Origin of the sequence: Bradyrhizobium sp. Bra64 (assembly GCF_024519875.1) — a bacterium.
In the GTDB taxonomy this organism is placed as follows: Bacteria; Pseudomonadota; Alphaproteobacteria; order Rhizobiales; family Xanthobacteraceae; genus Bradyrhizobium; species Bradyrhizobium japonicum_G.
Genome location: NZ_JALJRD010000001.1, coordinates 48,966 through 69,425 on the forward strand (window position 1 = coordinate 48,966; position 20,460 = coordinate 69,425).

At 64.6% G+C, this 20,460-nt stretch carries 15 protein-coding genes, 1 tRNA gene and 1 pseudogene; 10 read left to right on the forward strand and 7 right to left on the reverse strand.

From position 1 onward, the window contains the following. The first annotated feature begins 80 nt into the window (after positions 1-80). The gene (locus tag NR187_RS00210) at positions 81-767 is read left to right on the forward strand and encodes a response regulator transcription factor (RefSeq protein WP_211387242.1); all 687 of its coding nucleotides are present in this window, start codon (positions 81-83) and stop codon (positions 765-767) included. Between the two features lie 68 nt (positions 768-835). After that, positions 836-1,534 (forward strand): response regulator transcription factor, encoded by a 699-nt coding sequence (locus NR187_RS00215; RefSeq protein WP_256805430.1) that lies wholly within the window; start codon positions 836-838, stop codon positions 1,532-1,534. A 9-nt stretch (positions 1,535-1,543) separates the two neighbouring features. Here the strand turns inward: NR187_RS00215 and NR187_RS00220 are convergent, their stop codons facing one another. Then, on the reverse strand, positions 1,544-2,902 hold the full coding sequence (locus tag NR187_RS00220) for a hybrid sensor histidine kinase/response regulator (RefSeq protein ID WP_211387244.1): 1,359 nt from the start codon (positions 2,900-2,902) through the stop codon (positions 1,544-1,546). Next, positions 2,899-4,062: an FIST N-terminal domain-containing protein gene (locus tag NR187_RS00225; RefSeq protein ID WP_211387245.1), complete on the reverse strand. Its 1,164-nt coding sequence runs from the start codon at positions 4,060-4,062 to the stop codon at positions 2,899-2,901. The genes NR187_RS00220 and NR187_RS00225 overlap by 4 nt, the downstream gene beginning before the upstream one ends. A 251-nt stretch (positions 4,063-4,313) precedes the next feature. Here NR187_RS00225 and NR187_RS00230 point away from each other — a divergent pair, with 251 nt between their 5' ends. Both NR187_RS00230 and NR187_RS00235 read left to right on the forward strand, forming a co-directional pair. Continuing rightward, positions 4,314-6,353, forward strand: a complete 2,040-nt coding sequence (locus NR187_RS00230; protein WP_256805431.1) for a methyl-accepting chemotaxis protein — start codon at positions 4,314-4,316, stop codon at positions 6,351-6,353. Positions 6,354-6,551: 198 nt separating this feature from the next. After that, positions 6,552-8,585 carry a methyl-accepting chemotaxis protein gene (locus NR187_RS00235; RefSeq protein WP_256805432.1) on the forward strand — a complete coding sequence of 678 codons (2,034 nt, stop codon included), beginning with the start codon at positions 6,552-6,554 and terminating at the stop codon, positions 8,583-8,585. Between the two features lie 66 nt (positions 8,586-8,651). On the opposite strand, the pseudogene NR187_RS00240 reads toward NR187_RS00235, so the two are convergent. Continuing rightward, positions 8,652-9,029, reverse strand: a pseudogene (locus tag NR187_RS00240) (DUF3175 domain-containing protein); the annotation flags it as partial. A gap of 181 nt (positions 9,030-9,210) precedes the next feature. On the opposite strand from NR187_RS00240, the gene NR187_RS00245 reads away from it, so the two are divergent. From NR187_RS00245 to NR187_RS00255, 3 genes are all read left to right on the forward strand, one after another. Next, entirely contained in the window at positions 9,211-10,698 is a 1,488-nt protein-coding gene (locus NR187_RS00245; protein WP_211386088.1) for an MFS transporter, read from the forward strand. A gap of 3 nt (positions 10,699-10,701) precedes the next feature. Continuing rightward, positions 10,702-11,523 (forward strand): trehalose-phosphatase, encoded by an 822-nt coding sequence (gene otsB, locus NR187_RS00250; RefSeq protein ID WP_211386089.1) that lies wholly within the window; start codon positions 10,702-10,704, stop codon positions 11,521-11,523. Between the two features lie 236 nt (positions 11,524-11,759). Next, positions 11,760-13,223, forward strand: coding sequence for a trehalose-6-phosphate synthase (locus NR187_RS00255; RefSeq protein WP_256805433.1), 1,464 nt, complete (start codon positions 11,760-11,762; stop codon positions 13,221-13,223). A gap of 51 nt (positions 13,224-13,274) precedes the next feature. On the opposite strand, the gene NR187_RS00260 is transcribed toward NR187_RS00255, so the two are convergent. Further along, entirely contained in the window at positions 13,275-13,616 is a 342-nt protein-coding gene (locus NR187_RS00260; RefSeq protein ID WP_211386090.1) for a hypothetical protein, read from the reverse strand. Positions 13,617-13,812: 196 nt separating this feature from the next. Here NR187_RS00260 and NR187_RS00265 point away from each other — a divergent pair. After that, positions 13,813-13,902 (forward strand) — tRNA-Ser (locus tag NR187_RS00265). Here the strand turns inward: NR187_RS00265 and NR187_RS00270 are convergent. Then, a complete protein-coding gene (locus NR187_RS00270) occupies positions 13,903-14,862 on the reverse strand; it encodes a LysR family transcriptional regulator (RefSeq protein ID WP_211386091.1) in 960 nt (319 codons plus the stop codon). 98 nt (positions 14,863-14,960) lie between these two features. On the opposite strand from NR187_RS00270, the gene NR187_RS00275 reads away from it, so the two are divergent. Next, on the forward strand, positions 14,961-16,142 hold the full coding sequence (locus tag NR187_RS00275; RefSeq protein WP_211386092.1) for an MFS transporter: 1,182 nt from the start codon (positions 14,961-14,963) through the stop codon (positions 16,140-16,142). Positions 16,143-16,168: 26 nt separating this feature from the next. Here the strand turns inward: NR187_RS00275 and NR187_RS00280 are convergent, their stop codons facing one another. Continuing rightward, positions 16,169-17,779 carry an amidohydrolase family protein gene (locus NR187_RS00280; RefSeq protein WP_256805434.1) on the reverse strand — a complete coding sequence of 537 codons (1,611 nt, stop codon included), beginning with the start codon at positions 17,777-17,779 and terminating at the stop codon, positions 16,169-16,171. Then, positions 17,776-18,594 carry a uracil-DNA glycosylase gene (locus NR187_RS00285; protein WP_256805435.1) on the reverse strand — a complete coding sequence of 273 codons (819 nt, stop codon included), beginning with the start codon at positions 18,592-18,594 and terminating at the stop codon, positions 17,776-17,778. The genes NR187_RS00280 and NR187_RS00285 overlap by 4 nt, the downstream gene beginning before the upstream one ends. A 253-nt stretch (positions 18,595-18,847) precedes the next feature. Here NR187_RS00285 and NR187_RS00290 point away from each other — a divergent pair, with 253 nt between their 5' ends. Beyond that, entirely contained in the window at positions 18,848-20,419 is a 1,572-nt protein-coding gene (locus tag NR187_RS00290; protein WP_256805436.1) for an amidase family protein, read from the forward strand. Positions 20,420-20,460: the final 41 nt, after the last annotated feature.

A 20,460-nucleotide genomic window follows, 5' to 3' on the forward strand; every position in this document is an offset into this window, starting at 1 on the left:
TCGGTGCCGGTCAAGATCCTGAGGCGTGCGCCCATTTCGCGCTCAGAGTGGGCGCCGCGCTGGAGTTCCGGGAAGGCGCCATGACCAGCTTCCTGATCATCGACGATCATCCGCTGTTTCGCGAGGCGCTCGGCAATGCCGTTCGTCTGGCGCTTCCCGAGGCGCATATCTTCGAGGCCGTGTCGATCGAGGATGCCCTGCATGTCCTTGCTGGCGAGCAGGGCATCGATCTCGCGCTGCTCGACCTCTCGCTGCCTGATGCGACCGGGTTTTCGGGCTTCCTCCGGCTGCGCGAGACCCATCCGCGACTGCCCGTTGCAATCGTCTCGAGCGAGGAGGACCAACACGTGGTGCGAGAGGCGTTGGCCTTGGGGGCGGCCGGCTATCTTCCCAAGTCGACGTCGAAGCGCGAACTGGCGCAATCGATCGAGGGCGTGCTCAGCGGTTCCGTTTCCGTGCCGAAGGACTTCGTCGCGACGCCCGAGCGCAGCAAGGAAGCGAGCGCCAGGGCGCTGCAGGTCAAGCTTCGCGAACTCACGCCGCAGCAGCTTCGCGTGCTGGATCTGCTTCGCCGCGGCTATCCGAACCGGCAGATCGCCCATGAGCTCCAACTCGCCGAATCGACCGTGAAGGCACATATCACCGAGATCCTGCGCAAGCTTGGTCTCTTCAGCCGCAATAAGGCGGTTATCGAGATCGGCAAGCTCGAATTGCCTGATCCGAAGAGCAGGCTCAATGCGCGGGCCGATCGCGGCAGGCCGCAATGAAATCCGGTCCGGTCCGGCCCGAAAATGCGTTATGTTTGGCGACTGAACGTGACAACGGCTCGAACGCGATGCGATTTCTGATCGTTGAAGACCATCCGCTGTTTCGCGAGGCGCTGGAGAGCGCACTGCAAATGGCGACGCCCGGGGCGGAGATCCTGCAAGCCACCTCGATCGACGGTGCACTTGACCTGTTGTCGTCGACTGAAAGCGTCGATCTCATTCTGCTTGACCTCTCGATGCCGGGGACGACCGGTCTGTCGGGCATCATCCGGATCCGCAAGGCCTTCCCGCGGATTCCGGTCATCATCGTGTCGGGGTACAAGGATACGCAAATCATCGGCAACGCCCTGTCGCTCGGTGTTTCCGGCTACATCCTCAAGTCCGCATCCAAGCAGGAGCTTGCGCAATCGATCGGCGAGGTGTTGCGCGGCGCGGTCTGTGTTCCGGCGGCCTATCGCACGCAGACGCGTCCGCTACGGTCTACCAGCTCGACCCGTGACCTGCTGAAACGATTGCACGATCTCACGCCGCAGCAATTACGGGTCCTCGAGATGCTCAAGCGTGGCTTGCAGAACAAGCAGATCGCGTATGAGCTGAACATCTCCGAGACCACGGTCAAGGTTCATGTCTCCGAGATCCTGCGCAAATTGAACGTGCTCAGCCGAACCAAGGCGATCGTCGAGATGTCGAGGATCGATTTTACGTCGCTGATAAGCCCCGGCGCCGAAGCCAGGCACGCGCGCGCGAAGCCGGATTCCAAGGGCTGAACGGCCGGATCAGGTCAGCAGGAACGACAGCAGCGCGCGCATCTCGGCTGGCTTGACCGGCTTCTTCAAGACTTCGAGCCCGCAAAGGCTCGCCTCCTTGGCCGCTTTCTCGGAATAGTCGGCCGTGATGATCATCGCGGGCACGTCCAGCTTGAGCTGCCGACGAATATTTTCCACGACCGACAGCCCGCTCTCGCCATGATCGAGATGGAGATCCGCGATGATCGTGTCGGGCGCGCCGCCGAGCTCGCTCAGACGCTGCACGGCCTCTGCGCCGGAGCGCGTTGTCGCGACGTCGCAACCCCATCCTTCCAGCAGCGCTGCCATGGCCGCCGAGCCCGACGCATCGTTCTCGATCAGCAAGATCTTTGCCCCTCCCATCCCGCCGTACTGGAGATCCGCCGGCCTGACCTCGCGCGCGTCGTCACTGACGTCGGCGCGATCCGCCTGCTCCAGCTCCAGGACGAATGTCGATCCGTGTCCGATCTGCGACGAGAGTCGTACGTCGTGGCCGAGCACCGTGGCGAAGCGACGAACGATTGACAGGCCGAGCCCGAAGCCGGCCTGGTCGATGGCATTGGCCTCGCCGCGCTGGAACTCGCGGAAGATCGCTTCCTGTTGCGCATGGGCAATGCCAGGCCCGGAGTCGGTCACCTGTATGCAGACGCGACCGCCCCGCCGCCGGCATCCCATGATGACACCGCCGGTGCGCGTATAACGGATGGCGTTTGCCAGCAGGTTTTGCAGGATTCGCCTCAGCATCATTGCGTCGGACGATACTGCAAGCAAGGAAGGACGAATGCGCAGTGAGAGACCTTGCCGCGAGGCGATCGGCTCGAATTCGTTGCGCAGCTGCGTGAACAGCGGCGCGACGGCGATTGGCCGCACGTCGGGCTTCAGCGCGCCGGCATCGAGCTTCGCGATTTCAAGGAGCGAGCGCAACAGGTCTTCCAGCGTCATCAGCGAGCGGTCGACCTGGTCGACGAGCAGGGCGCCATCCTGCGACTCCATCATTTCGGCAAGCGCCGACAGCGTCAGCCGCGCTGCGTTCAGGGGCTGGAGCAGGTCGTGCGTCACCGAGATCAGAACCGACGATTTCAGCGAACTGGCGGCCTCGGCCTGTTGCTTGGCGCGGTAGAGCCCTTCATTGGCCCGTTCGACGGAGTGCAGCGCATCCCGCAATTGCTGGGTACGGTCGCGCACCTGGTGGTCGAGCGCGATCGCGGTCTCGAACAGCGAGAAGGCGTTGAGCTGCTGATCCATCGAGCGCTCAACGCGGGACATCAACGCGGCGTTGATCTTCTTCAGCTTCGCGGCCTCTCGCCGCAGCTGCTCGACCGTTTCCGGATCCTGCCAGACCTCGGTCACGTCCGCCGCCTGCCGATGGCGACGCCGGTGAAGGTCTGGTTCACGTGCATCGAGCCGAACTGTTCGCCGTAGGTGTGAAAACCGATGACGCGATTGTCCCGATAGAGCTCCGACATGTCGCGGGCGAGTTGATGCTGCTCTGCGTCGAGCCTGCGCAGCAGGCATTCGAACCCAATATAGAGAGAGACATCGCCGATCTGATCGCGGGTTTCCGCAAAGAGGTCGCGGGTCGCCCCGACCAGGCTCCGCGAGGTCGCGGCCGTCAAGACCATGCCTTCGTCGATCGCGCAGAAGAAATGCAGGGAGCCGTCGGGCTCGACGCGCTGGATCGACCGTGCGTAATAGGAGCCGCCGACGCGGACCAGCACCGGATGGGACGCGAAGGAGAACGGGTCGAGCTTGGCATCCATGATGCCGACCATGCGCGAATATTCCTCGGCCGCCGGCTCCGCGTTCAACTCCCTGACCGTACGATTTTCGACGTCGGCTTCTGTCACCACCATCTTCTGCGATCGCGGCTCGAAGTTGTCGCACTTGAAGACGCGGAACGGCAGCGTGGTGTTGAGAAGGATCAGGAGGGCGGCATTGGTGTGGGCCTTGCCGTCGAAGAACACCCAGGTCTTCTCGAAGCGCATTCCGTCGCCTGCCGACCCTCCGACGATCGGAATGTCGTCCAGCGAGGCATAGATGGCGGACATGACGGCTTCTTCCCGGCGGCAAAGGCCGTCGATCAGCACCAGCCCGAAGGAGCTGCCGCCATCGACCTCCGACGAGATACGCAATTCCTGCCGCAGCTCTGCGCCGGCCCTGCGGCCGTCCTCGACGCGGAAATTCTGAAGATTGAGAATCGGCCGGGCCGCCGCGCTGAAATCCTCGCGGCTGAAGGCGAGGGCCACGACGCTGTTCTCATCCCAACCGTCGGGCGCAAGCTCGCCCGCCGTGGTGCAGCCGCAGATCAGGATCTCTGCAAAATGTGCGGTGATCTCGGCGATGAAGTGGTGGGGGTCGTAATGCGGGGATAGGAAGACCAGGATGAGCGCGGTGTCGTCGGACGGAATCTGGCCCGCGAGCTCGGCCACCGCCTGTTCCACGGTCGACGCCTTCGACTTCGCAACGGCAACGCCGGAGGAATTGCCAAACCGAAAATCGGTTTGTCCCACTCGGTAGCTCCCTCTCTGGATAGGCTTGGTCTGGCGCCAAGTATCGGAAGAGTAGGGCCTTTCCAGCGCGGCCGCAACACATGCCGGGCCGGGCTGCGGCGAGCTGCAGGGCGCGGCGGCGATCCCGGCCAACCCCGTGATTGCGGGCCTGACGAATTTACCGCCCTTTATCCATTGTGCCCTAGTTTTGCGCATGCGGGTCTGGGGGCGGGGCGCCTCCGGAACGCGGCTGAATATAAATGGGGGTGGGAATGTCCGGGCGTACCGCGTCGCCGTCGAAGCGAACAATATTTCCGACCCTCAGGTTCCGCGCCAAGATCATCCTCGGCTTTGCTGCGGTGCTGGTGATCTCCGCCGGCAGCATGGCCTTCTCTTATTTCGGCTTCGAGCGGGTCTCGTTCGGGGTCGGGTCCTACCGCAGCAGCGTTACCGAGGCCGATCTCGCCCGCAACATCGACCGTGAGCTGCTCGCCTACCGCTCGGCCGTGAAGTATTTCGTCGTCACCGGCAAGGAGGACGACGCCAAGGCGGCGCTGGACGCCGAGACCGGCCTGAGGAACGCCATCGACAAGGCGGTCAAGAGCGCCAAGAAGCCGGCGCGGCAGGAGAGCCTGGGCAAGCTCGCCAAGGAGTTCTCCAACTTCTCGGCGACTTTCGCAAAAGTCCTCCAGGCCAAGCGTGACAGCGCGCTGCTGGTGCAGAACCAGCTCATGCGCAACGCCAACCTGCTGAAGTACAAGCTCGACGACATCGGCAACAACGCCTCCGATTCCGAGGCGCAGGCGATCGAGTTCGGCACCAAGCAGGTCAATGCCCAATTCCAGACTGCGACCGCGGCCGCGACCAATTTCGTGCTGACGTCCGACCAGGCGATTGCGACCAGCGCGCTGGCGCGGCTGAAATTCGTCGAGAACTCCCTCGGCGCGGTCTATTCCATGGACGACAAGATCGTCGCCGGCCTGAAGGACGCCAAGGACCTCTTGGGAGCCTATCGCGAATCGCTGGAGAAGCTGATCGCCAACGCCAAGTTGGTCGACGAACTCGTCACCGAAATGAGCGGCTCGGCCGGCGCGATCCTGCAGGGCGCCACCGCCATGAAGGCGGACCTCGTCGCCGAGCAGCAGCGGCTGGATACCGAATCGGAATCCACCATCGGGAAGACCGAGCAACTGGTGCTGATGCTGGCCATCGGCGGCACGCTGCTCGGCGCGGTCCTCGCTTTCCTGCTCGGCACCGGCATCTCGCGTCCGATGATCGCGATGTGCAAGGCGATGCGCGAGCTTGCGTCGGGTAATTTCGACGTCGTGCTGCCGGGTCTCGGCCGCAAGGACGAGATCGGCGAGATGGCCGGCGCGGTCGAGGAGTTCAAGCTGCAAGCCGTGGCCAAGGCCGAACGCGACGCCGCCGTCAACGAGGCCCAGAACAAGGAAGCGAGCGCTGCCCGCCGTTCCGAGCTGATCCGCTTCGCCGACGATTTCGAGAGCGCGGTCGGCGCCATCGTCTCCAACGTCTCGGCGTCCGCCGTGCAGCTGGAATCGGCGGCCTCCACGCTGACCCGCACCGCCGAGACCACGCAAAGCCTGTCGAGCCAGGTCGCCGGGGTCTCCGAGCAGGCCTCCAGCAACATGCAATCGGTCGCGACCGCGACGGAAGAGCTTTCGGCCTCCGTCGAGGAGATCGGCCGCCAGGTCCGCGATTCCAGCCGTATCGCAGAGGCTGCGGTGGTGCAGGCCAAGGAGACCGATAGTCGTATCGGCAAGCTCTCGCATGCGGCCCAGCAGATCGGCGAAGTCGTCAAGCTGATCACCGCGATTGCCGAGCAGACCAATCTTCTGGCGCTCAACGCGACCATCGAGGCCGCACGCGCCGGAGACGCCGGTCGTGGCTTCGCAGTTGTCGCCAGCGAAGTGAAGTCGCTGGCGAGCCAGACGGCAAAGGCGACCGACGAAATCTCCTCGCACATCGCCGGCATGCAAGGCGCAACCGCCGAATCGGTCGCCGCGATCAAGGAGATCGGCGCGACCATCGGGCAGATCTCGTCGATCTCGACGTCCATCGCCAGCGCGGTGGAAGAGCAAGGCGCAGCGACGCAGGAAATCGCCCGCAGCGTCCAGACCGTCGCGCAGGGCACCCAGACCGCCGCCACCGATATCAGCGAGGTCAATCGCGGTGCGGCCGAGACCGGCTCGGCCTCGGAAGAAGTACTGAACTCGGCCAAGACGCTGTCGTCCGAAAGCACCCGCCTGCGCGCCGAACTCGATCGCTTCATGGGCAATATCAGGGCGGCGTAAGGGCTCCGCCGCGCGTTAGGATTCGATGTTGTCCCGGCGAAGACCGGGTCGACGGAAAAATCCGCGTCGCCTAACCGCCGGTTGCGGCGCCGCAAATTTACCGCGGCTTATCCTTTGCACCGTAACGTGGCGAAGAGTCGGGAAGCGGGCTGCTTCCGGGCTGCGCCTGGTTTTCCGCGAATGGAATGGGGTGGGGGAATGCCCGTCAAGTCGAAGCCGAACACATCGAAGCTGCTCACCTTGCGTTTTCGTGCAAAAATCATCCTCGGCTTCGTGGCGGTGCTGGCCATCCTCGCCGTCAGCATGGCTTTCGCCTATTTCGGCTTCGAGCGGATTCAGGCCGCCGTGACCTCCTACCGCTCCAGCGTCGCCGAAGCGGACCTTGCGCGGACGGTCGATCGCGAGCTGATCGCTTACCAGGGGCTGGCGCGGGCCTACACGCTGACCGGTGCGGCGGACGATGAGACCGCGGCCAGGGGAGCCGAAGAGAATCTGAGGGCTGCGATCGTCAAGTCGGCGGCGGCCACCACGGGCGCCGCGCGCCGTGAGCAGGTCGGCAAGCTCGAGGCCGACTTCAAGAGCTTTACCAAGGTGTTCGGCGAAATCATCACGCTGACGCGCGATAACAGCAAGATCGCGGCTGATGAGCTCAACAGCGTCGGCAACAAGATCCGTTTCAAGTTCGACGATCTCGCCGATACCGCCGCACTGGCAGGGCTTGGATCCGTCCAAACCACGGCCAAGGACATCACATCGCAATACCTGGCGGTCTCCACATCGGTCAGCGCCTTCGTTGCCAAGCCGGAGCCGAAGACCGCCGACGGCGTGATCGCCCGCATCAAGTTCCTGGAGACCCTGCTGGTCTCGATCTATGCGAACGACCAGAAGATCACCGATCGCGTCACCGAAATCGGCAATCTGCTCAAGCAGTACCGCACCTCCTTTTCAAAGCTGACGGAGAACGTGAAGGTCATCGTCAAGCTGAACGGCGAGATGACCAAGACGGCCGCGTCCATTCTCAAGCTCTCGGGTGAACTGCGGTCGGAGCTCACGGCGGATCAGCAGCGCATCGAAGTCAGCGCCAATGCAACCATCGGCGAGACCGAGCGGCTGATGCTGATGATGGCACTGGGCGGCCTTGCCATCGGCGCCGTGCTGGCTCTGATGCTGGGCAACGGCATCTCGCGTCCGATGATCGCGATGTGCAAGGCGATGCGCGAGCTTGCGTCGGGCAATTTCGACGTCGTGCTGCCGGGCCTGGGGCGCAAGGACGAGATCGGCGAGATGGCCGGCGCAGTCGAGGAGTTCAAGGTGCAGGCCGTGGCCAAGGCGGAGCGCGACGCCGCCGCGAGCGAAGCCCAGAACAGGGAGCAGGCCGCAAGCCGCCGTTCCGAGCTGATCCGCTTTGCCGACGATTTCGAGAGCGCGGTCGGCGCCATCGTCTCCAACGTCTCGGCCTCAGCCGTGCAGCTCGAATCGGCGGCCTCGACGCTGACCCGCACCGCGGAGACCACGCAGAGCCTGTCGAGCCAGGTCGCCGGCGTCTCCGAGCAGGCCTCCAGCAACATGCAGTCGGTCGCGACCGCGACGGAAGAGCTCTCGGCCTCTGTCGAGGAGATCGGTCGCCAGGTCCGCGATTCCAGCCGCATCGCGGAAGCTGCCGTGGTGCAGGCCAAGGAGACCGATGGTCGCATCGGCAAGCTCTCGCATGCGGCCCAGCAGATCGGCGAAGTCGTCAAGCTCATCACGGCGATCGCAGAGCAGACCAATCTTCTCGCGCTCAATGCGACGATTGAGGCGGCGCGTGCGGGTGAGGCCGGCCGCGGCTTTGCCGTTGTCGCCAGCGAAGTGAAGTCGCTGGCGAGCCAGACTGCGAAGGCCACCGACGAAATCTCCTCTCACATCACCGGCATGCAAGGCGCAACTGCCGAATCGGTTGCGGCGATCAAGGAGATCGGCGCGACCATCGGCCAGATCTCGTCGATCTCGACATCGATTGCGAGCGCGGTCGAGCAGCAGGGCGCAGCGACGCAGGAAATCGCGCGCAGCGTCCAGACTGTCGCGCAGGGCACCCAGACCGCCGCCACCGACATCGGCCAGGTCAACCGCGGCGCGGCCGAGACCGGCTCGGCCTCGGAAGAAGTACTGAACTCGGCCAAGACGCTGTCGTCCGAAAGCACCCGCCTGCGCGCCGAGCTCGACCGGTTCATGGGAAATATCCGGGCGGCGTAACGCGCGCTCTCTCCAATGTCGTCCTGGATCAGCGCTCCGCTTGTCCAGGATGATTCGGGGCTCACTCCTTCCCGAACGCCCGCTCAGCTCCACCTTCGCGCGCTCCAGCCGCGTGCGTTGCGTCTTCGGCAGCGTCTTGCCGGCGCGATTGATGTAGAAGGTCAGCATCGACAGCGCCGAGCGGTAGGCGCCGGTCCTGCGGCGCGCGCTGTGCTCGGCCGAGCGCATCAGTGAGGCCGCGATCCTCTTCGCGCTGGTCAGCTCGAACACGCCTTGCTTGAGGTCGAGGGCGTCGCTCTCCTTCGTCACGCGCTGCGACCAGCGCTTTGGCGTGGCGTGTTTGCTGCTCTTGCGCGCGACGCTGTGCCTTGTACTGGTCTTCCTGCGCGCGCTCCTGCGTGCTGCCGGTTTGCGGGAATGTGTCGTCTTTCTGACGTGAGCCATGCGTCAATTCCTTGTGGCTCCACCGGAAACGAGCCGTGCCAACGGCCGTTCCCATGGGAACCTGCCCTCGCCGCAGACGTTGTCGCAGGTGGCAGGCGGAATGCCGCACCCCCAGGATCGGATCGCCCCGTCCACGTCGTGTGAACCGGGGCCGCGTCCATTGGTCAGATGCAACAACGCGATGGAATTGCAGCGAAGTCCAGCGCCGAACTATGGACCTGTGGTCTCCACGGCGGCCGCGGCCGATCGCGTCATTGAGACCAGCATCCCCGCACGGCTCGATGCGCTGCCCTGGAGCGGCTTCCACACCCGCGTCGTGCTCGCGCTCGGCATCACCTGGATCTTGGACGGCCTCGAGGTGACGCTGGCCGGCGCGCTCTCCGGCGCGCTGAAGCAGAGCCCCTCGCTGCATTTCTCCAATCTCGATCTCGGAATTGCCAATTCGGCCTATCTCGCCGGGGCGGTGATCGGCGCGCTCGGCTTCGGCTGGCTCACCGATCGCATCGGCCGCAAGAAGCTGTTCTTCATCACGCTCGCGCTCTATCTCTCGGCAACGGCGGCGACCGCTCTGTCATGGGATGTCGCAAGCTACGCGCTGTTTCGCTTCCTCACCGGCGCCGGCATCGGCGGCGAATATACCGCGATCAATTCGACCATCCAGGAACTGGTGCCGGCGCGCTATCGCGGCTGGACTGATCTCGTCATCAACGGCAGTTTCTGGATCGGCGCGGCAATGGGTGCGGTGGCGGCCATCGTTCTGCTAGATCCTGCCGTGATCGACCCCGATTTCGGCTGGCGCCTCGCTTATCTCATCGGCGCAGCCATCGGGCTCGTCGTGCTGCTGATGCGCATGTGGATTCCGGAAAGTCCGCGCTGGCTGATGATCCACGGCCGTCCCGACCAGGCCCACGCCATCGTCGGCGAGATCGAGCGCTCGGTGATCGGACACGATCAGGACACGAGCGACGGGCGTTTCCCCAGGATGCGGCTGAGGATGCGCGATCACACGCCGATCCGCGAGGTCGTGCACACGCTGTTCTCGGTCTATCGCCAGCGCGCGATGGTCGGCCTGGTGCTGATGATCGCGCAGGCCTTCTTCTACAACGCCATCTTCTTCACCTTCGCGCTGGTGCTGACCGACTTCTACGGTATCCGCGCCGATCACGTCGGCTGGTATCTGCTGCCTTTCGCCGCCGGCAATTTCCTTGGCCCGCTGCTGCTCGGCCGTCTGTTCGATACGCTCGGCCGCCGTGCCATGATCATGTTCACCTACGGCGCGTCGGGCCTGCTGCTGGCGCTGTCGGGCTATCTGTTCTCGATCGGCGTCTTGAGTGCGCAGGGGCAGACCATCGCATGGATGGTGATCTTCTTCTTTGCCTCGCCCGCCGCGAGCGCCGCCTATCTCACCGTCAGCGAGACCTTTCCTTTGGAAGTCCGCGCGCTGGCGATCGCGGTGTTCTACGCGGTCGGTACCGGCATCGGCGGCGTCATCGGGCCGGCGCTGTTCGGCGCGCTGATCGACACCGGCTCCCGGACCAGCGTGTTCGCCGGCTATCTGCTGGGGGCGGCACTGATGGTCGCGGCTGCAATCGTGGCGTGGCGCTATGCCGTCTCTGCGGAGCGCAAATCGCTGGAAGAAATCGCGCGGCCGCTGGCGTCAATGGAGTAGACTATGAAATCGGAACTGGCTGAATTGGATCAAAAGCGCGCCATGGTCGACGATGAAGCGCCCGATGCGGTGCCGGTGCCTCACGCACTCGTGCCGCATCTCGATGAGACAGCGATCCTGCTCGACATCGACGGCACGCTGCTCGACCTGATGCCGACGCCGCGTGAGGTGTGGGTGCCGCCGGGCCTGTCGGAAACGCTCAAGCGACTGACGGAGCGCACCTCAGGTGCGCTGGCGATGGTCAGCGGCCGCTCGCTCAACGACATCGATTTGATCTTCGCGCCGGATGTCTTCCGCGCGGTCGCCGGCCACGGCGCGGAGATGCGCCTGTCGGGGGGCAACGAGGCCGACGACGTGCACGCGCCGCCGATGGACAAGGAATTGAAGCGACGGCTGGCCGCGGTCGCAAAACTCAGCCCCGGCATTCTTCTCGAGGACAAGGGCTATTCGCTGGCGCTGCATTATCGCCTCGCGCCGCACGCGGAGAAGGCGATCTACGAAGCCGTCTCGCTGATCCGCGCCGACCTGCCCAATGCGCCGATCGAGGTACTGCCCGGCAAGTTCGTTTGCGAGATCAAGCATTCCGGTTTCACCAAGGCGACCGGCGTGCGTGAATTGATGAAGCACGAACCTTTCAAGGGACGTCGTCCGATTTTCATCGGTGACGACGTCACCGACGAGACCGTGTTTGCGATCATGCCCGACATGAACGGGCTCGCCTTCTCGGTCGGCCGCCGCGCTATGGGTGTCAACGGGCACTTCGACGCGCCGAACGATGTGCGCGCGTTCCTCGCGCGGCTGCTCGACGACTCAAGGTTGGAATAAGGCACCGACATCCCGGAGCCACATTATCGCTCGCGCAGTTCCCTTGCGCGCGCAATTCACGTTGCGCACCAAAGCCTCGGAAGACGACTTTGTTCAGTGAAATCCCCGGGTTCCGTCGAGGTAAACCGGTTCCAACGCGCGTGCCCGATTTTGGTTTCATTCCGAAGAAATGATGACAGGAACCATATTGATGAACGGCAGTTAAATGGGGTGGAATGAACAGGAGGGGACGACCTGTGAACTTAGTCGTCGTTTCAAATCGAGTTGCGCGCGGGAAGCCAAACGAGCCCATGACGGGCGGTCTCGCTGCGGCCTTGTTGCCGGTGGTGGAACATTCGGGTGCGATCTGGGTGGGTTCGTCCGGCCGCGTGCGCGACGGCCATCAGAAGGAACCATTCGCCGAGATCGAATCGCTGGGTTCGGGCGCGATCGCGACGCTGGATCTGCCGGCGGCGCATTACGGCGGTTATTACGAAGGCTTTGCCAATTCGGCGCTGTGGCCGGCGCTGCATTCGCGCAGCGACCTGATCCACGTCTCTCGCGACGACTATGTCAGTTATCGCGAGGTCAACGCCTTCATGGCGCGCGCCTTGATGCGATTCCGAAAAGCACAAACCGCGTTCTGGGTGCAGGACTATCATTTCCTCGCGCTCGGTGCGGAGCTGCGCGATCTCGGCGTCGACGATCCTATCGGCTTCTTTCTGCACACGCCGTGGCCGGTCGCCGCGGTGATGCAGGGCGTGCCCAACCATCGCGAGTTGATCACGGCGATGCTGGCCTATGATCTGCTTGGCTTCCAGACCAATGAGGATTGCGAGAATTTCCTCGGCTATGTCGGCAGCGAGCTCGGCCTCGCCATCGAGGATGGGGTCGTCAGCTCGCAGCATGGCCGCACGCGCTGCGAAGTGTTCCCGATCGGCATCGATGCGGAGAAGTTCGCCGCATACGCCGCGAAATCGGTTTCGCATCCCGACGTTTCGCGGCTGCGCCGCAGCCTCAACGGCGAGCGGCTTGCCATCGGTGTCGACCGGCTCGACTATTCCAAGGGCCTCGTCAATCGCATCAGCGCGTTCGACCGGCTCTGGACCGAGCAGCCGCAATTCTTGCGCAGCATCTCGCTGCTCCAGATCGCCAACCCCTCCCGCGGTGCGATCGAGGCCTATGGCAATCTCCAGAACGAGGTCGCGCGCCTCGTCACCGACGTCAACGGCCGCCATGGCGAGGTGGACTGGACGCCGATCCGTTATTTGAACAAGGGCTTCAGCCAGGCCGTGCTCGCCGGCCTTTACCGCACCGCGCAGATCGGTGTGGTGACGCCGCTCCATGACGGCATGAATCTCGTCGCCAAGGAATACGTTGCAGCTCAGAATCCGACCGATCCCGGCGTGCTGGTACTGTCGAAATTCGCCGGCGCAGCGAATGAGCTCGACACGGCACTGCTGGTCAATCCGCACGACATCGACGGCATGGCCCGCGCAATCGCCGTCGCAGCCGCAATGCCGCTGACCGAGCGCAAGATGCGCTGGGAAGCGATGATGAAGAAGCTGCGCGGCCACACCATCCAGCAATGGTCCGCCGATTTCGTCGCCGAGCTGGAGAAGTGCCGGACGGAAAAGGCGGCGGTGGCACCGCTCGCCGCCCAGCCGCCGCAAGCGCTGCGCTGGCTCAAGTCGGCGATCTCCGGCGTGCGGTTGATATAGGTCTTCTCCCTCGCCCCGTTCTTACGGGGAGAGGTGAAGGATGAGCGCGCCTCAATAGCAATACGACACCCCCTCCAGAATCGCGCACTGCCGCTTGTTCGGTGCGTTGGGATCGTCCAGCGGCACCACGCCCTTGCCCTGGCCGACGAACACGCCGGGCCCGACATGCACCGAGCTCTTGTTGCCGATGATCACGCTCTGGTGCGGCGTCGCGCTCGAACGCGTGCCGTCCGGCCAGAGGATGGCATCGCCTGAAAGCACCCCGCGCCGCCCGTCGTCGCAGCTGACGTCGAACCCTTGCCGGGTGCAGACCTGCCCGGCGGCCGGCACCGCGAAGGCTGTGGCAAGGGCCGAAATCAGGCTCAGCGCGGCGATGGTCTGGCGGAAGGTCATCGTGTCCCCGGTCGTGTTTGGAATCCTCAAGTGAATCGTCGCGCCAAACCTGCCGCCGGTTCAGTCTGCCGGCGGTTCCAGGCGCCAAGGTGACGCCCGATATTGCTTATAAAATACAACATCTTACGGAAAAATTGCCCGATTCCCCCGCGATCCCTTGCAAAATCGTCGGCGCCCCTTCAAGAGAGTGCGCTCCGGAGAGATGGCCGAGTGGCTTAAGGCGCACGCTTGGAAAGCGTGTGTGCGGGAAACCGTACCGTGGGTTCGAATCCCACTCTCTCCGCCATCAGCCTTGCCCCAACACCCTCCACCTCCCGTCCCCCGCGCGCTTCAGAACGGGATCGCTCACCCGCACATGCTCGGCCAGAAAATCGATGAACGCGCGCACGCGTGCCGGGAGCGGTGCGCTATGGCCGACATAGACGGCGTGGATGTCTTCGCGGTCGCCGGGGTTGTAGCCTTGCAACACCGGCACGAGGCGGCCGGCTTCGATGTCGGGGCCGATGTGGAAGAGGGCGAGGCGGGCGAGGCCGACGCCGCCGAGGGTGAGGCGGCGGGCGGCTTCGCCGTCGCTGGCGCGCGCGGCCGGCGGCGGCACGGCTTCTTCGGAATGGTCGCCGCGCTTGAATGGCCAGCCGCGGATCGAGCGCGGAAAGGTCCAGCCGATGCCGCGATGGTCGGCGAGATCCGCCGGCATCTTTGGTGTGCCGAAGCGTGCCAGATAATTCGGGGCGCCGACCACGACCATGCGGCTGGTGCCGAGCTTTCGCGCGACGAGGCGTGAGGCGCGCAAGGGTCCGACGCGAATCGCGACGTCGGCGCGCTCCTGCATCAGGTCGATCAGCGTATCGGTCAGAACGAGGTCGAGCGTGACGTCGGGATGCTGTTCGAGGAAGCGCGGGATTAGCGGCATCACATGCAGCATGCCGAAGGGAATGTTGCTGTTGACGGTGAGCCGGCCGCGCGGCGTGGCGCCGGATGCCGCCTCGCGCTCGGCTTCCTCCATCTCGGCGAGGATGCGTACGGCGCGCTGGTAGAAAGCCTGGCCCTCTTCCGTCAGCGTGAGCTTGCGCGTGGTGCGGTTGATCAGCCGGGAGCCGAGCCGCGCCTCCAGCCGCGAGATCAGCTTGCTCACGCCCGACGGTGTCAGGCGCAGTTTTCGCGCCGCCTGGGTGAACCCCCCGAGATCGACGACGCGGACGAAGACCTCCATCTCGGCGGAGCGGTTGGTATCGAAACGGGCCATGTTGAATTCACGTCACAAATGATTGGATTATGGGCATTCTAATGATTTTGAGTCGGCGCGGCTATCTGCGTGGTTATTCCCTCGCATTGGAGCCACGCATGCCTCCCGCCGTCCTCGCCCTCACCGCCGGTGCCTTCGGCATCGGCACCACCGAATTCATCATCATGGGCCTGTTGCTCCAGGTCGCCGCCGACATGCATGTTTCGGTGCCGGTCGCGGGCCTGCTCATTTCCGGCTATGCGCTCGGCGTGTTCGTCGGCGCGCCGGTGCTGACGCTGGCGACGCGGCGGATGCCGCGGAAAACCGTGTTGCTCGGGCTGATGGCGATTTTTACGCTCGGCAATGCCGCCTGCGCGCTCGCACCGAACTATGAACTGCTGATGGCGGCGCGGGTGCTGACCTCGCTTGCCCATGGCACCTACTTCGGCGTCGGCTCGGTGGTGGCGACCAGCCTCGTCGCCGAGGACAAGCGGGCTTCGGCGATATCGACCATGTTCATCGGCCTGACGGTCGCAACGCTCCTGGGCGTCCCCTTCGGGGCCTGGTTCGGCCTGATGCTCGGCTGGCGCGCGGCGTTCTGGGCAGTGACGGTCATCGGCATGATTGCATTCGCGGTGGTCGCGGCGCTCGTGCCGGGTGATGTCGGCAATGGCGACAAGCCGATCTCGCTTGCCGAGGAAGTCGCGGTGCTCGGCCGTCCGCAGGTGCTGCTCGGGCTTGCCATGACCGTGTTCGGCTTTGCAGGCCTGTTCGTCGTCTTCACCTATATCCAGCCGATCCTGACGCGCTTTACCGGCTTTTCGGAAGCCGCGGTCTCGCCGATCCTGCTTGTGTTCGGCGTCGGGCTCGCGATCGGCAATGTCGCGGGCGGCAAATTCGCCGATCGCGGTCTTGCACGCGCCCTGATCGGCACGCTCGCGGCGCTCGCCATCGTGCTGCTTGGCCTCGCCGCCGTGTTGTCGGTCAAGATCGCCGCCATCGCTCTGATCCTGCTGCTCGGCATCGCGTCCTTTGCGACGGTCGCGCCGCTTCAGCTTCGCGTGCTGGAGGCGGCCGGCGCCAGCGGTCGCACGCTCGCCTCCAGCCTCAACATCGCAGCGTTCAATCTCGGCAACGCGCTCGGTGCCTGGGCCGGAGGAGTGGCCATCGATCGCGGGCTCGGCCTCTCCGCGCTGCCTCTGGTCGCAGCCGGCATCACGGCGATCGGCCTTCTGCTCGCGCTGTGGAGCCTCCAGCTCGACCGCAGGCACCCCGTCGTTGCGGCGTGTCCGGCGGAATAGGGGCGATGACGATCGGCGATCGCGGCCTAGTAGAACGCTGCGATTGCCTCGGCGATTCCCTGCGGCAAATTTGGCTCGCTCCTGAGCGTGTCGAGGAAGACGGCATCGCCTGATACCGTGAGGCCGTCCAGCTTGATCGGATGCAGCGGCTCGGCTGCTGCTGCCACCGCATGCAAATCGGGACCGGTCCGGATGCCGTTATATGCGAGCCGCGGGCGCAATTGAACGTTGTTGCCGAACTGCTCGTCCAGCGCGAGGCGCCACCCGGCCCGCGACACCCTCCCGTCGGCGATCGCCGCCGCCATGGCAACGCTGCGCGGCTGCAATGTGCCGAGACCGCCGAGCGCCGCGCGCAACCGGCTCGTCGCCTCCGCCAGCGTGACCCTTTCGATTCCCGGGTCCTGGTCGGGCGAGGTGAAGTCGATCAACCGGGCGCTGCTGCCGATCTTGAGCGCCTCGCCGCTTCCGCCCGCCAGCTGCATGGCCTTTTTCGTCCCAAAGCGCGGTCGTCCGCCGATCGTGACCACGACGATATCCTGCTCGCGCGATTTGATCAGATGATCGTAGGGATCGCCGGTGACGCCCTTCACGACCAGGAGGTCGGCGAACTTGCCCGTGGCGATCGTCCCTAACTTCGCATCCCACTTCAGGATCGTCGCCGGGTTGCGCGTCGCCATCGAGACGATGTCGTAGTCGCTGAAGCCGAGACCGAAATGCGCGGACACGACTTTCGCCGCTTTCAGCTCGCCCAGCAGGTTCTTGCTGCCGGATGGTGACCAGTCCGAGCCCAGCGCGATCGTCAGGCCGGCCGCGCGGGCGGCGGCGACGTCGGTCGTTTTCCCATAGAGCAGCAGATTGCTCAGAGGCGACCAGACGACCTTGGCGTGGTTTTCGGCCATCGTTCCGAAGTCGGTCGCATCGAGGGCCGTGCAATGAATGCCGGCCAGCGACGGCTCGATCGCCCAATCTCCCGCAGCATTGCGCAACGCGAGGAAATGGTTATGCGCCTTGGCATCGATGCCTTCGCTGAGATGGAGCAGGAAGCACGCCGACGATTTCAGCTCGTTGTCGAACTTCAGCCAATCCTCCGCATCGATGTCGGGGATCTTCGAGTGCGCTCGCGGAAGATCGGGAGGGCTGCCGATCTCGGCGGCGCGCAGTGCGCCCTTGTAGTATTTGTGGATCGTGCCGCTCCAGTTCGACAGCGTGATCCCCTGGCTCGTCGTCGTTCCCGCGACCAGGCATTTGGCTTCGACATAGCGCACCAGCGCCGGCAGCAGGGAGCCATCGTCGGCGAGGGCAATCGCGCTCATTGGGCCGGTCACCGACGTCTTGTACGATTTGGCGTTCTGCCATTGGTCGCGATTGCCGAAGAGCTGCGGCACGCGCCAGAGCGGCAGGATGTTGTAGCTCAAATGATTATGCAGCTCGATCAGGCCGGGATAGATGGTGCCGCCGGTCGCGACGGGATCGACGGCCTCGAAGCCTGCGGGAGCCGGCTGGCCCTTGGGCACGATCGCGGCGATCCGATTGTCCTCGATGAAGATCGTGCCGCTCTTGATGACGTCGCCCTCGGTGGCCATCGTCACGATCCGCCCGGTCAGCGCCCGTCGTATCGGGCTTGCGGCCGGGCTCATGGGATCACTCCGTCAGGAATGGTCATCGTGATCGTACGCCGCTTGGCTGCCGCATCCGCGCCCTGGCGCACGGCCCATGGCGTATCTCCGCGCATCCAGGCCGGCAGTCCCGCGGGAAGATCCTTTGCGATGATGTCGAACAGCTCGGTCGGCTTGAAGGCGTCGCCATAGGGCACGAGCGTCGTCGCCACGTCGGGATGCTTGACCTGCGGCGCAAGAGCTGCGAGCGCGGCATTCCACTTGGTCAGCATGATCTTGGTGTTTGCAGCCCGCGTCGCATTATCGTGCGCGGAGCTTTCCGGCCACGTCGGGTGGGTGATGTGCTGATACGCAAGGGTCTTGTAGGCCGCGCCATCGGCAGTCTTGAGCCAGGCCTTCCAGGCCTCGTCGGCGAGGCCCCCGAGGGAGACGACGGCCTCGATGTTGCCCGGCCCGAGCACGGCCTTGAACCATTTGTTGCGATACGCGACGATGCCGGGCTCGTTCTTGTGCTTTGAACCGCCGCTCTGTCCGTAGACGCTGTACAGGAAGGTATTCACCATCACGTAGCTCTGCGTGATGCCGAGTTTCGCCAGGAAACCCTGTGTCCGCCGGCCCGCGGTGCCGACCAGAATTCTGCGCACGACCGTCTCGTGCTGGGCGGGATCCTGACCGACGACGAGGACGCGCGCCGTTCCGTCGAGACGGCCGCGGTGAAAGATCGGCCCCCATTCGATCCGGAAGTCGTGTGGATCGTAGGTCTCGGCGCCGGGATAGTCGGCACACAGATCGCGAAATGGTTGCTGGCCGTAGCCGCTGTCGAAATCCACGAGCATGGCAAATGCTCCAGTCTGTGGCTGTCAAAATAGCTGCGTCAAAAACGGATCGTTTGGCGGCAATCTTAGCGGTAGTTTATTGCGTTGTTCAACCACTATATGGGTCAAGCGAGAAGTCCCAAAGGTTCATGCGCACCTCTGGCTTCGCCTTCGGCCGCGACAACGCGTCGCGACGGCGCGCCATGCAGAAACGCACCTGTACACGGTCGCGTGACCTCCATAAATTCCGCCGCGCAATTCCAGGAGATGCGGCGTGGCGAAGAAGACGGCTACCAAGAAGAACGCTTCGAAGAAGGCAGCAAGGACCTCCAGCAAGACCAGCGCCGTTCGCAAGAGCGTAGCTGCGAAGGCTGCAGCGAAGACGGTCAAGAAGGCCGCTCCGCGCAAATCGTCCGCACCGCGCCGCCCCAGGGGCCCGGCCTGGCAATGGTCGGCGGTCGAGACCGCAGCCGCAATCCGCTCCGGTGCCATCTCCGCGGTCGAGACCGTGGAGGCGCATCTCGAACGGATGCGCGCAATCAATCCGAGGCTGAACGCCGTCGTCGTCGATCTCTCGGAGGAGGCGCTGGCTGCGGCGCATGCGGCCGACAAGCGGCGTGCCAAAGGTGGCGAACTCGGCCTTCTGCACGGCGTGCCAATCACCATCAAGGAGAACGTCGACTACGAGGGGCGGCCTAATTTCAACGGCGTTCCCGCCAACAAGGATTATATCGCGCCGTCGGATTCGCCCGTCGTCCGCAACCTGAAGAAGGCCGGTGCGATCGTCATCGGCCTCACCAACACGCCGGAATTCTCCTTCCGCGGCTTTACCGACAATCCCCTGCACGGGCTGACGCTCAATCCCTGGGATCCGAACATCACCTGCGGCGGCTCCTCTGGCGGAGCGGGTTCGGCAGTCGCCGCCGGCATCGGCACCATCGCCCACGGCAACGACATCGGCGGCTCGCTGCGCTGGCCGGCGCATTGCAACGGGGTTGCCACCATCAAGCCGACGCAGGGCCGCATCCCCGCCTTCAACGGAAGCGCTACGGCCGAGCGGCCGATGCTCGCGCACCTGATGTCGGCGCAGGGCCCGCTCGCCCGCCACGTCGCCGACGTCCGTCTCGCGCTGGAGGCAATGAGCCAGCGCGATCCGCGCGATCCCTGGTGGGTGCCGGCGCCGCTGGCCGGGCCGAAGCCGAAGGGGCCGATCAAGGTCGCGCTGGCCAGGATCCCCGAGGATATGGACGTGGATCCTTCAGTACGCGCGGCGCTGCGCCAGGCCGCCGATCACCTCGAGCGCTCCGGCTATCGCGTGACCGAGGTCGATGTGCCCGACATCAACGGCGTCTGGCAGACCTGGTGCGACATCATCACCAACGAGACGGTGGTGATGCAGGAAGCCGGCATGCTGAAAGTCACCTCGGAAGACTTCCACAAGGCGTGGAATGGCATGAAGACCAAGGCCAATGTGCTCGATCTCAAGGCCTGGATGCATGCGACCGCCGCGCGCAACGGCCACATCCGCGCCTGGCAATTGTTTTTCGAGGAATATCCGGTGGTGCTGGCGCCGACCACGGTGCAGCCGACGCCGGGGCCGCGCGACGACACCGTCAGCGCGGAACGCGTCAAGGAGATCTTCTGGGGCGAGATCCGCTTCATCTCCGCGATTAATGTGCTGGGCCTGCCCGGCGCGGTGGTGCCGGTGACCCTGCATGACGGCAAGCCGATCGGCGTGCAGCTCATCGCCGGGCGCTATCGCGAGGACCTCGCGCTAGATGCGGCGGCCGCGATCGAGAAGCGCGCCGGCGTGCTCGCCCATCGACTGTGGGAGATGATGGAGTAGGCGACGCTCTCCCTCTCCCCTTGTTGCGGGAGAAGGAGAGC

What these genes read in the sequence shown, in the direction of transcription:
- NR187_RS00215 (WP_256805430.1), top strand. Translation starts at nt 836, where the DNA reads ATGCGATTTCTGATCGTTGAAGACCATCCGCTGTTTCGCGAGGCGCTG.
- NR187_RS00230 (WP_256805431.1), top strand. Translation starts at nt 4,314, where the DNA reads ATGTCCGGGCGTACCGCGTCGCCGTCGAAGCGAACAATATTTCCGACC.
- NR187_RS00235 (WP_256805432.1), top strand. Translation starts at nt 6,552, where the DNA reads ATGCCCGTCAAGTCGAAGCCGAACACATCGAAGCTGCTCACCTTGCGT.
- NR187_RS00285 (WP_256805435.1), bottom strand. Translation starts at nt 18,594, where the DNA reads ATGCTCGTGGATTTCGACAGCGGCTACGGCCAGCAACCATTTCGCGAT.
- NR187_RS00210 (WP_211387242.1), top strand. Translation starts at nt 81, where the DNA reads ATGACCAGCTTCCTGATCATCGACGATCATCCGCTGTTTCGCGAGGCG.
- NR187_RS00275 (WP_211386092.1), top strand. Translation starts at nt 14,961, where the DNA reads ATGCCTCCCGCCGTCCTCGCCCTCACCGCCGGTGCCTTCGGCATCGGC.
- NR187_RS00280 (WP_256805434.1), bottom strand. Translation starts at nt 17,779, where the DNA reads ATGAGCCCGGCCGCAAGCCCGATACGACGGGCGCTGACCGGGCGGATC.
- NR187_RS00260 (WP_211386090.1), bottom strand. Translation starts at nt 13,616, where the DNA reads ATGACCTTCCGCCAGACCATCGCCGCGCTGAGCCTGATTTCGGCCCTT.
- NR187_RS00270 (WP_211386091.1), bottom strand. Translation starts at nt 14,862, where the DNA reads ATGGCCCGTTTCGATACCAACCGCTCCGCCGAGATGGAGGTCTTCGTC.
- otsB (WP_211386089.1), top strand. Translation starts at nt 10,702, where the DNA reads ATGAAATCGGAACTGGCTGAATTGGATCAAAAGCGCGCCATGGTCGAC.
- NR187_RS00245 (WP_211386088.1), top strand. Translation starts at nt 9,211, where the DNA reads ATGGAATTGCAGCGAAGTCCAGCGCCGAACTATGGACCTGTGGTCTCC.